This window comes from Tritonibacter mobilis, assembly GCF_001681715.1.
Lineage (GTDB): Bacteria > Pseudomonadota > Alphaproteobacteria > Rhodobacterales > Rhodobacteraceae > Epibacterium > Epibacterium mobile.
The window spans coordinates 81,907-93,386 of the sequence record NZ_LNWY01000003.1 but is presented as its reverse complement, the minus strand read 5'-3'; the positions used below and the strand labels follow the sequence as shown (position 1 = coordinate 93,386).

Here is an 11,480-nt window from a genome sequence, read left to right as displayed (position 1 = left end):
GTCATTCTTTCCATGATGCCAGCGCATTCACTGCGGCAACCGTGATGGCAGAGCCCCCAAGGCGGCCTTTGACGATCATCGCGGGCACCGGCAGATCCTCCATCAGTGCCTCCTTGGATTCGCGTGCGCCGACAAAGCCCACGGGGCAGCCGATGATTGCGGCAGGGCGCGGGCAGGCGGGATCTTTGAGCATGTTCAGAAGATGAAACAACGCGGTGGGGGCATTGCCGATCGCGACCACGGCCCCGTCGAGTTTCGGACGCCACAGTTCCAGCGCGGCCGCCGAGCGGGTGTTGCCCATCTCGCGGGCCAGTTCCGGCACTTTGGGGTCACGCAGGGTGCAGATCACCTCATTGTCGGCAGGCAGGCGCGGTCGGGTGATCCCCTCGGAGACCATATAGGCATCGCACAGGATCGGCGCGCCATTCGCCAGCGCCGCGCGGGCGGTTTCGGCCATCCCGTCTGAGAATTGCACATGTTCCTCCAGCCCCACCATGCCCGCGGCGTGGATCATGCGCACGGCCACCACCTCCTCGTCTTTGGTGAAGCGCGCGAGGTTGGCCTCGTTGCGGATGGTGGCAAAGCTCTCGGCATAGATCTTGGCGCCATCGGTCTCATAGGTGTGCAGCATGTCAGGTGTCTTTCGTCAGAAGGTGCGGCGCAGCGCGCAGGGTGCGCGCAGAGAGATCAGAACGCAAGGGGCGGTCGTTTGCGCGGCCATTGCGAATGAGGTCAAAGCGGTCTGTGCCGGTGGCGGTCAAGGTTACATCGGCAGCTTTGGGATGGGCGCAGCCCTTGGCGCAGCCCGAGACGTGCAGGCTGGTGCCCTCCGGCAGATGCGAGGCGAGGTCGCGGGCCAGCGCGCGGGTTTCAGAGAGCGCCTGCAGGCACCCGGGTGCGCCGGTGCACGCGCTCACCCGCAGGCGCGGATCCGTTGTGCCAAGGATCAGGCCGGGTAGGGGCGCGAGGTCGTGGGCGTTCTCGATCAGCAGCATCCGCCAGGGGGTCAGGCGCAGGGGGCCGAGATCGGCAAGCGCGGCGAAGGTCTCGGCGTTGATCTGGCCAAACTCCAGCGCAACCAGTGCGCCGCTGCGGGTCTGGCCGGGGGCGGGCTGAGCAGCACCCCTTGCGACATCTGCGGTATGCGATGCGGGGGCTGCGCGGCGCGCGAGCAGGGCGTGCATCCTGCCCCGGCCCTCCGACGCGCCGCCTTGGTCAAGGAACCAGCGCGCGAGGGTCAGCGCCTCGGCTGCGGCATCGTCTTTGCACACCTCCAGCGCCACATCGGCACCGTCTGCGCGCAAGGTCAGCCTGTCGCCTGCACCCTCGATGCGGATATCGGCAGCGGCGCCTTGCAACACGGGGGCCGGACCTGCGTCCACGGCAAAGCCGAACTTGCCGGGCAGGCGCAAGTCCTCTGCCCTAGCGAGGCCCTCTGACAACGCCAAGGCGATATGGTGGCTGCGGTCTCCTTCAGCCCAGAAGGGCGTCATGAGGATATTGCGGCGTGCCTCGGCGTGTGCGTTCTGTTCCACAAGCCCGAGATCCTGAAGCGCTGCGATCAGGGCGGGATGGCTGGCCTCGTGGACGCCGCGCAGCTGCAGGTTCGCCCGCGCCGAAAGATCAAGCACGCCATTGCCGTAGCGCGTGGAAAGATCCGCCACTTCCTTGGCCCGCTCAGACGTGAGCCGCCCCAGTGGCGCGCGGATGCGCACCACCAGCCCGTCGCCGGACATCATCGGCCTCAGCGCGCCGGGGCACCAGCCATAGACCTTGGGGGCGGAGCTCATGCTGCGCCCTCAAGTGTGGCAAGGATCGAATTGCGCCGCGTCACCCAAAGCCCTGCGTCGCGCAGAGCGTTGAACCGATCCCGCATGGCCTGAAGGGCGGCGGGGTTTTCGCGCTCCAGAAACGCCACCAGATCGTCGCGCCCGAGAGTGGCCTCGAAATAGAGGTCAAACAAATGCGCGGGCACCACCTGGGCCAGATGCGCAAAGGCCGCCATGTGATCCAGCGTTGCCGCAATCTCTGCCGCGCCGCGAAAGCCGTGGTTCATCATTGAGGTCGCCCAATGCGGGTCAGAGGCACGAGCGCGGGTGACGCGGGCGATTTCCTCCTGCAAGCTGCGCGCCTGCGGGCGGTCCAGACGGGTGGCGTCCATGTGATAAAGCGCTGGGGCCTCAGCGCCCAGACGCTTCATCGCGGCGGCAAAACCGGCCTCATGGGCGGCATAGTCCGAGGCGACCAGAACATCCGTTTCCGCCAGATCTTGCAGGTGTACAAAGCTGTCGGCGCTGTGCAGTCGATCCTCAAGCGCAGCGCGCGCCTCGTGAATGTCCCCTTTTGCGTCAATCGCATGCGATGAGGCCGCAAGCCAGGCCTCGCCCGCTGCCGCGCGGGCCTCTTCGGAGTAGTCATCGAGATGCTGGGTCATGCCAAGGCCATATAGCCCGGGCTTGGGGCCAAAGACGCGCGGTGTGGTCTTGAGGTAGGGGTTGTCGCTTGGATCTTCTTCGCGGGCACTCAGTGCGGCAGCGGCGGCCTCGAACATCTGGGCAAGGCCGGGAAACACGTCGCGAAACAGGCCGGATACCCGCAGCGTCACGTCGATGCGCGGACGGCCCAGAAGCGCCAGCGGGATGATCTCAAAGCCCGAAACACGCTCTGATCCTGCGTCCCATTGTGGGGCAAGACCCGCAAGATGCAGCGCCATGGCAAATTCCTCGCCCGCCGTGCGCATGGTGGCAGAGCCCCACAGGTCCACCACCAACCCGCGCGGCCAGTCGCCATGGTCCTGCAGGTGGCGGCGCAGCAGCTCTTCTGCCAGCTTGACCCCTTGCGCTTGCGCCGCCCGCGACGGCACCGCGCGAGGATCGGTGGTAAAGAGGTTGCGCCCCGTGGGCATCACATCCGAGCGCCCCCGGTAGGGCGAGCCAGACGGGCCGGGGGAGACCAGCTTGCCCGCCAGCGCATCCAGCACCCCGCGCAACTCTGCCGCGCCGTGATCGCCTTGGCCAAAGATATGCAGACCTTCGCCGTATTGGCTTTCCTTGATGTCGCAGACAAAACGGTCGATGCGGGTAATGGCCTCTGCGGCCGAGGCGTCGGTGGGGATGCCCAGATCTTCTTCGACGCCAGTGCCCTGCGCCTCGGCGCGGATGTCGGCGATCAGCCGGTCGCGGCGCGCAGGATCCAGACCGTCGGCGGTGGAATATTCATCCAAGAGGCTTTCAAGCCGCGTCATACCGTCGAGTAGCGTGGTCTGAGCCAGCGGCGGCGGCATGTGGCCCAACGTGATGGCACCGATGCGGCGTTTGGCCTGCGCGGCCTCGCCCGGATCATTGACAATGAACGGATAGATCACCGGCAGATCCCCCGCCAGCACCTCGGGCCAGCATTGCCCCGAGAGTGCCACCGCCTTGCCCGGCAGCCACTCCAGCGTGCCATGGGCCCCCACATGCACCAGCGCATCTGCTTGCCTCTGGAGCCAGAGATAGAAGGCGACATAGCCATGGCGCGGCGTGCGGTCGAGGTCGTGATAGTCGTCATCGCGGGATTGCACGTCCCCCCGTTCGGGTTGCAGCGCGATCAGCGCCTTGCCCGCGCGCAGCGCGCGAAAGTGCACGAGACCGCCCCTGATCGCGGGGTCCTGCTCGGGCGCGCCCCAAGCCGCGGTGAGATCCGCGCGCAAGCAGGCGGGCAGGCGGTCGAGCGCGGCGAGATAGTCCGAGAGCGGCCATGTCAGCGTCTCATCCGAGAGGCGCGCGCCAAGGTCTGCCTCGGCGGTGACGTCATAGCCTTCGGTCGCAAGGGCGCGCAAAATCTCGGACGTTGAGGCCAGCGCGTCCAGCCCCACCGCGTGAGCGAGGTTGTAATCGCGCCCCGGATAGGTCGAGAGCACCAGCGCGAGGCGTTTGTCGGCGGGCGTTTGTCGGGCGAGCCGCAGATGCGCCTCGATGCGATCCAGCGCCGCCTCTACTCGCTCCGGATCGGCGCGGTGGGTGAAACGGGAATATTCCAGATCGGGATCGCGTTTGGTGGGGGATTTGAAGCTGACAACACCCGCAAACAGCCGACCGTCCACCTCTGGCAGGACCACATGCATGGCCAGATCCGCAGGCGACAGGCCGCGATCCGCCAGATCCCAATCCTTGCGCCGGGCCGTAGACAGCGCCACCTGAAACACCGGACAGCCCGTGAGGCTCAGCGGGGAGGCGCTGCCATCGCGCCCCTGCGCGGAAAAGGCGGTCGCGTTGATGAGTGCGGCGGGGTTCAGGGCGGGCAGTTCCGCGCGTAGCCAGTCGACCGCTTCGGGGACCTTGAGGCTCGGTGCGAAAACGCCATAGGCGGCATACCCGCGCGTGCGCAGGCTACGGATCATCGCATCCACAGGGGCGGTGTCGGCAGACGTCAGATAAGAGCGATAGAAACTGACCAGGATCAGGGGTTTGTCGATCTCGGGCAGGGCATCCAGCGCGCCTCGGTCGGGGTCGTAGAACCCGAAATCCGGCACGGTTTTCTTGCCGATCACCGGGCTGGCATAAAGGCCAGAGGCCAGCGCCAGCTGCGCCAGTGCCGCCTGCGCGGCGACAGCACCGCCCGCATCGCACAGCGCCTGAAGGCGGCGCAGGGTGGAAGCCGGCAGGGTGGACAGCTCATCAAGGCGCGGATCTTCCTGACCGTCGGCGGGCAGGATCGCCAGCGCGATGCCCTTGCGCCGGGCCAGATCCTGAAGCGTGGCCAGACCGTAGGACCAGTAGCTCTCGCCACCGATCAGCCGGACCAAGACACCCTTTGCGCCCTCCAGCGTTTGTTCGGCGTAGACATCGACCGAGAGCGGGTGTTTGAGCGCCACCAGATTGGCAAGCCGAGTGGAGGGAAGTTTGCCGTCCGCGCGATGCCAGCCCGCTGCAAATGCGCCAAGGTCACTGTCGGAAAAGGACAGCACCACCAGATCGCCGGGGGTCTGCCCGACGTCATAGGGGGTGTCTGTTTCTCCGAGCCCGTGGCTTTCGCGGAAGACGACGTGCATGAGGTTGGTCCGCTTCGTTCAAATCGGAGAGGGCAACGTCTGACCCTGGGTGGGTGCGACGCGCCCTCCCGGGGGAGGGTCGGGCGGGACCTCACGGCGAGAGGTCAGCGCCCTTGGTGTTGAAACTCAGGCCCCGAGATCGGCGTGGATGCCTGCCGTGTCGATGTTATCATGCTCGGCGATCACCACCAGCTGGGTCTTGCGCTCCTGTGCGCCCCAGGGTTGGTCGTATTGCGCGCGCAGGCGCTCGCCCACCGCTTGTACCAGCATTCGCATCGGTTTTCCTTCCACGGCCACATAGCCCTTCACCCGCAGGATGTTGCGGGCGCGAGCCATCTCGATGATCCGTTTTTGCAGGTCTTCGGGATCGGAGACTTCGCCCATTTCGACCACGATGGACTCAAAATCGTCATGTTCGTGATCGTGATGGCCATCGTGATGGCTGGGGCGGGCTTCAAGGTCGTCCTCGGCGGCGGCCCCCAGACCAAGGATCACGCGTGGGTCGATCACGCCCTCGGTCATCGGCAGGATCGGCAGCTTGCGCGGGGCCTCGGCCTCGATGATGGCGCGGGCTTTCTCGACGCCGGCCTCACCGGCCAGATCGGCCTTGGACAAAAGCACGATGTCCGCGCAGGAAATCTGATCCTCAAAGACCTCGGACAGAGGTGTTTCATGGTCAAGGCTCTCGTCCGCCTCGCGCTGGGCCTGCACGGCGTCCAAATCGGGGGCGAACTGGCCCTTGGCGACGGCCTCGGCATCGGCCAGAGCGATCACCCCGTCGACGGTGATGCGCGAGCGGATCGCGGGCCAGTCGAAGGCTTTGAGCAGCGGTTTCGGCAGCGCCAGACCAGAGGTCTCGATGACGATATGCTCGGGTGGCTCGGGCAGCGCCATCAGGCTCTCGATGGTAGGGATGAAATCATCGGCCACGGTGCAGCAGATGCAGCCATTGGCGAGTTCCATGATGTTTTCCGCCGGGCAATTGTCATCGGCGCAGGATTTCAGGATGTCGCCATCGACACCAGCGGTGCCAAACTCATTCACCACCACGGCGAGGCGCTTGCCCTGCGGGTTTTGCATCAGATGACGGATCAGAGTGGTTTTTCCTGCCCCCAGAAAGCCGGTGATGACGGTGACGGGGATTTTGTTCAAAGTGGTCATGTGAAATGGGCCTTTCGGGTCAATCCTGCGTAAGCTCGGTGGCAGGCGTGTCTGGGGTGTCATTGGCGGTGTCGCGACGCTCCGGTGCGGGTGTCGGGGTCAGCGCGACGCTCGGCATGGAGACGGGCGGAATACGGGCGATGGATTGTTTGCGAAACACCACCGGGCGTTCGCGCCATGGCACAAACCCATCCTCGGTCGCGGCATAGGCGGCCGCACCGGCGAGGATGTCCTCAAGATGGGCATCCGGGTCGAGATCGCCGTAGATATAGCTCCAGCGCGCAGGGCCACCGGAGAGATGTAGCGTGCAGGACCGCGAGCAGGCTGAGAGGCACTCGACCCCGCGCACGGTGACGCCCTCGGGCAGCGCGCTGCCAGCAAGACGGTCGGCAAGGATGCGGCCGGGGCGCATGGCTTCGGGATCGCTGCCGGTCTGGCGACAGGTGGTGCAGACGGTCAGGACAACCGGCTCCGGGCTCTGGCTGGGGGTATCTCCCATGCGGCCTTTTCTCCTCCTCAGCGGCGAGGCGGGGCAGGCCAGATGGGGGCGCATGCCACATGTGGCAGGCCCTCAACCGGTCGCGGCACACCCCGTCCGCCGGTTTCACACGCGCTGGCAGGTCTCCCGGCTTGCGGATGCCAGACCCGGGTGGGGCGCTGACGGTCGTCCCGCCTTCCCGGTGCCGCCCCTAGGGGTGCGCCAGTGGCGTCGGGAGACCTCTCCGGTCACGGTCGCGGGGGCGGCTGTGCTTGGGGCGCGCTGCGGCGCGCCTTGTCACATTCCCTCTTCGCCCGAAGGGTGTCACCTTCGGGAACCAACGAAAATCCCTTGCGCCATGGGGGCACTCTTTGTCAAGACATGGGGCCAAACAGCAGGAGCGACCCCGTGAGCGACCAGACCACCTCAAGTAGTGAAACCGACATCTCGGACGAAGAAGCGGCACGCCATGCCTCAAAGATGGCAAAGAAAAAAGCCGCCCGTGATCGGATGATGAAAACCAAGGATGGTGAAAAGGGTCTGATCATCGTTCACACCGGCCCCGGCAAGGGCAAGTCGTCCTCAGGATTCGGCATGATCATGCGCTGCATCGCCCATGGCATGCCCTCGGCGGTGGTGCAGTTCATCAAGGGCGCGTGGCAGACCGGCGAGCGGACGTTGATTGAGGAGAATTTCTCGGATCTGTGCCAGTTCTACGCGATGGGCGAGGGGTTTACGTGGGAAACGCAGGACAAGGCCCGCGATATTGCGGCGGCCCGCGCGGGCTGGGAAAAGGCCAAGGAAATGATCCTTGATGAGAAGAACACCATGGTGCTGCTTGATGAGATCAACATCGCGCTGCGCTATGAGTATCTGGATTTGCAGGAGGTTCTGGAGTTCCTCGTCGAGCATAAGCCGCCGATGACCCATGTGGTGCTGACCGGGCGCAACGCCAAAGAAGAACTGATCGAGATCGCCGATCTGGTGACCGAGATGGCGCAGGTGAAGCACCCGTTCCGGGCTGGTATCAAGGCTCAGAAGGGCGTGGAGTTCTGAAACCTCAGCGTGTGTCGTGCGCGGGGATGCGAGGCGCTGCCTCGCGCTCCGGGATATTTTGAGTTAGAAGAGGGAGGGGCGCTGTGCCCCTCTCTCTTGTCAGTCTGTTTTGTTAGTCGGTGACGCGGGATTGGATGTATGTGTCGACCGCAGTGCGCGCATCAGGGTCCAGACGCAGGCCGAGTTTTGTGCGCCGCCACAGAAAATCCTCGCCCGTGCGCACCCATTCGCGGGCAATCGCCCAGTCAAGTTCGCGGGCCGTGATGGTCGCGCCGAAGCTCTCGCCCAGATCGCTCTGCGCCTTGGCGTCGCCCAGCATGGCCCAGGCCTCGGTGCCATAGGCGCGGATCAGGCGGCGGGTGGCGTAGGCCGACAGGAAGGGATACTCGCGCGCCAGTTTTTCGCGCAAGCGGGTGACATCGTCGACCGGGAAATCGCCGCCGGGCAGGGGCACACCTGCGGTCCACTCTGAAGGCAGGCTTGGGAAGACCTCGTTGATTTTATCCAGCGCCGCCTCGGCCAGTTTGCGGTAGGTGGTGATCTTGCCGCCAAACACATTGAGGAGCGGGGCCTGTGTCTTGTCGAGCGTCAGCACGTATTCGCGGGTCGCGGCGGAAGCGGAACTGGCGCCGTCATCATAAAGGGGCCGCACGCCAGAATAGGTCCAGACGATCTGGTCGCGGGTCACGGGTGTGTCAAAATAGTTCGACGCGAATTTGACCAAATAGTCCTGCTCTTCCTCGGTGCAGATGGGTTTGGTCTCGGGATCGGGGTGATCAGCGTCGGTGGTGCCGATGAGGGTGAAATCCTCCTCGTAAGGAATGGCAAAGATGATGCGCCCGTCCTGCCCTTGGAAGAAATAGCAGCGCCCGTGGTCGTAGAGTTTTGGCACCACGATATGGCTGCCGCGCACGAGGCGCACGTTTTCGCGGCTGTTTTGTCCGAGCTTCTGGCGCAGCACATCGGCCACCCAGGGACCACCTGCGTTCACCAGCATTTTTGCGCGGCGGGTGGTTTCTGTGCCGGTGGCCAAATCCTTTAGGTGGATTTCCCAGTGATCCGCGTGGCGGGTGGCATTTACAACCTCGGTGCGGGTCATGATCTCTGCGCCGCGGGCCTCGGCGTCGCGGGCGTTGAGCACCACGAGGCGGGCGTCCTCGACCCAGCAGTCGGAATACTCAAACGCCTTTTTGAATTTGGAGTTCAAGGGCTTGCCTGCCTCATCCGTGGTCAGGTCCACGGTTGCGGTGCCGGGCAGGATGCCGCGTTTGCCGAGCGTGTCGTACATAAAAAGACCCAGCCGGATCAGCCACGCAGGGCGGCGGCCTTTCATCCATGGCATGAAGGTGGTCAGCAGTTTGGAGGTCGGCGTGGTGTTGTCGAACCGCATGTCCTTGTGGAAGGGCAGCACGAAGCGCATCGGCCATGAGATATGCGGCATGGCCCGCAGCAGCACCTCGCGTTCGATCAGGGCCTCGCGCACCAGACGGAATTCGAAATATTCCAGATAGCGCAGGCCGCCGTGGAACAGTTTGGTCGAGGCCGAGGAAGTGGCGGAGGCGAGGTCGTTCATTTCGGCCAATGTCACGGAGAGGCCGCGACCAGCGGCGTCGCGGGCGATGCCACAGCCATTGATGCCGCCGCCGATGATGAACAGGTCGGTGATGTCGGAGGTCTTGGGCGTATCAGTCATTTTCGCTGCTTTCGGTTTCGGGGCCGCCGTCTGCGATCAGGATTCGGGTGCCGGAAGCGGCTGCGGCTTCGGCAAACTCTGCCGGAACAGGGCGGTCTGTGATGACAAAATCCAGCTCCGCGAGGGCGCAGATGCGCACGGGGGCGGAGCGGTCGAATTTGCTGCCGTCGCACATCAGGATGCGCGTGCGGGCATTTCTCAGGATCGCGCGGGCGACGGAGACTTCGCGGGCGTCGTGGTCGAGGATCGCACCGTCTGCGTCCATGGCGGAGGCGCCGATGACGGCGTAGTCGACCTTGTAGCGGTTGATGAAGTCCACCGCCTCTTCGCCGACAATGGCACCGTCGCTTTGGCGGATGGTGCCACCCACAAGGATCAGGTCGCGTGCCTCCATACCCATCATCATATTGATAATGTTGATATTGTTGGAGAGGACCGTCAGGCCCTTGTGACCGGAAAGAGCACGTGCCACCTGTTCGGTTGAGGTGCCGATATTGAGCGCGATGGAACAGTTTTCAGGGATCACATCGGAAGCCAATGCGGCCATCGCGCGTTTGCCGCTGGCATTGAGGCTGCGGCGCTCGGCATAGCCGCGATTGGCGGCGGAGCTGATGCGCACGGCACCGCCATGGACGCGGCTCAGCTGGCCACGGGCAGACAGATCGCGCAGGTCGGTGCGCACGGTCTGCAACGAGACACCAAAGCGGCGCGCGAGGTCTTCTACCTCGACACGATCCTGCTGCGTGAGCAGGGAGAGGATTTCGTTTTGGCGGTCGTTTGCGTCCATGAGCTTTCCTTTTCACGGATGCATATAGGTCACATCGCTTGTTTTGTCATGTGAAATTTTCGTTTTGATGCGATTGTGCGTGAAAAAGAAAACCCCTCGCGCGGGCGCGGAGGGGATTGGGCCGAAACTGGCGGCGCTTTTGGCCTTGTGGCCGGACAGAGAGGCTCAGAGCAGTGAAATGAGGTGATTGTCCCAGGCCAGCGGCGCGGTGGCGAGGTGCTCCACCTCTGTTCCGATCCGCGCCACGGCACCTGTTCCGGTGCTGGCGAGGAAACCTTCGCGCAGGGTCGCAAGGCCGCAGACATCCAAGAGAGCATGTTCGGCCAGCAAAGCACCGCTGGCGCAGTCCATTACCTGCACCACGCCACCGCGGGGCGAGGTCACGGCGATCTGCGTCTCATCGCCAGAAAACGCAATGGAGCCGCCATAGCCATTGAGGTTGCGCAGGCGCGGGTCGTCCGCTGCCATCAGGCGCGGCGCATCGCCGGGGTGATGCAGGCCCACGATGGGCACGACTGCGCCCAGATCGCCCTGCCACTGCATGGCAAACCCCACGGTGCCATCGCTGCGCACGGCGATATGGCGGATAGAGTTCTTGTGCAGATCCGAAGGCAGTTCCATCTGCTCCTGTATCTCGCCCGACAGGCTCAGATAGCTGAGGTTGGGGCGCATAAAGGGGATGTTGAGCTTGGCGCGACCAGTATCCGGGTGAGTCTCGATGCCGCCATTGGCGACCACCAGACCGGGGGCGTCGCGGCGCAAGAGCATTTCATGCGGGCCGATGCCGCCGGAGGGAAACTGGCCGATGCGGCGATAGTCGCGGGCGTTCCAGACGCCAATCATGCCTTCGCCGCTCTCGAAGGCATTCTCGGTCGTATACATCACCTCGCCCTCGGGGGAGAACACGCCGTGACCGTAGAAGTGATGCCCCTCCGGTGGCTCCAGTCGCGCCAGTTGCGCGCCGCTGCGGCAGTCGATCACATCGGCAAACCGACCGGGACGGCGGGCAAAGGCCACCGCTTCGGGCCGTGTGGGGTGGGCACTGGCGGCATGGCCCCGATCCGGCAGGGAATGGCGAAACAGCACCTCGCCCGCCTCAGAGAGCCCCGCGACCACAAACAGCCCCAGTTCGTCCTTGCCCGCAGAGAGATAGGCGGGCGCGCCCGCGTCCGCCCAAGTGGCGGAAGGGGCCATGCTGCTGGCCATCAGGCCTGCAATGAAGCCGCGTCGAGAGGGCATTTGTGAACTCCTGTCTTTGATCGGAATGGGTTGT

The 11,480-nt window shown here is 64.6% G+C and carries 9 protein-coding genes and 1 riboswitch; of the genes, 1 reads left to right on the top strand and 8 read right to left on the bottom strand.

Going from position 1 to position 11,480, the window contains the following annotated elements:
- Window position 1: 1 nt before the first annotated feature.
- From UB90_RS01965 to UB90_RS01945, 5 genes are all read right to left on the bottom strand, one after another.
- On the bottom strand, window positions 2–631 hold the full coding sequence (locus tag UB90_RS01965; RefSeq protein WP_065326426.1) for a precorrin-8X methylmutase: 630 nt from the start codon (window positions 629–631) through the stop codon (window positions 2–4).
- Between the two features lies 1 nt (window position 632).
- Window positions 633–1,790 carry a precorrin-3B synthase gene (gene cobG, locus UB90_RS01960; RefSeq protein WP_065326427.1) on the bottom strand — a complete coding sequence of 386 codons (1,158 nt, stop codon included), beginning with the start codon at window positions 1,788–1,790 and terminating at the stop codon, window positions 633–635.
- Window positions 1,787–5,032, bottom strand: a complete 3,246-nt coding sequence (gene cobN, locus UB90_RS01955; RefSeq protein ID WP_065326428.1) for a cobaltochelatase subunit CobN — start codon at window positions 5,030–5,032, stop codon at window positions 1,787–1,789. Before cobN ends, cobG begins: the two co-directional genes overlap by 4 nt.
- 126 nt (window positions 5,033–5,158) lie before the next feature.
- Window positions 5,159–6,193 carry a cobalamin biosynthesis protein CobW gene (gene cobW / locus UB90_RS01950; RefSeq protein WP_065326429.1) on the bottom strand — a complete coding sequence of 345 codons (1,035 nt, stop codon included), beginning with the start codon at window positions 6,191–6,193 and terminating at the stop codon, window positions 5,159–5,161.
- Between the two features lie 19 nt (window positions 6,194–6,212).
- Window positions 6,213–6,692, bottom strand: a complete 480-nt coding sequence (locus UB90_RS01945; RefSeq protein WP_065326430.1) for a DUF1636 family protein — start codon at window positions 6,690–6,692, stop codon at window positions 6,213–6,215.
- 99 nt (window positions 6,693–6,791) lie between these two features.
- A riboswitch (cobalamin riboswitch) is annotated at window positions 6,792–7,028 on the bottom strand.
- Window positions 7,029–7,052: 24 nt separating this feature from the next.
- Between UB90_RS01945 and cobO the strand changes: the two genes are divergently transcribed.
- Window positions 7,053–7,727: a cob(I)yrinic acid a,c-diamide adenosyltransferase gene (cobO, locus tag UB90_RS01940; RefSeq protein ID WP_065326533.1), complete on the top strand. Its 675-nt coding sequence runs from the start codon at window positions 7,053–7,055 to the stop codon at window positions 7,725–7,727.
- A 112-nt stretch (window positions 7,728–7,839) separates the two neighbouring features.
- Here cobO and glpD read toward each other — a convergent pair whose 3' ends face one another.
- From glpD to UB90_RS01925, 3 genes are all read right to left on the bottom strand, one after another.
- Window positions 7,840–9,420: a glycerol-3-phosphate dehydrogenase gene (gene glpD, locus UB90_RS01935; RefSeq protein ID WP_065326431.1), complete on the bottom strand. Its 1,581-nt coding sequence runs from the start codon at window positions 9,418–9,420 to the stop codon at window positions 7,840–7,842.
- Window positions 9,413–10,207, bottom strand: a complete 795-nt coding sequence (locus tag UB90_RS01930) for a DeoR/GlpR family DNA-binding transcription regulator (protein ID WP_065326432.1) — start codon at window positions 10,205–10,207, stop codon at window positions 9,413–9,415. The genes glpD and UB90_RS01930 overlap by 8 nt, the downstream gene beginning before the upstream one ends.
- Before the next feature lie 165 nt (window positions 10,208–10,372).
- The gene (locus tag UB90_RS01925) at window positions 10,373–11,446 is read right to left on the bottom strand and encodes a DUF1513 domain-containing protein (protein ID WP_065326433.1); all 1,074 of its coding nucleotides are present in this window, start codon (window positions 11,444–11,446) and stop codon (window positions 10,373–10,375) included.
- Window positions 11,447–11,480: the final 34 nt, after the last annotated feature.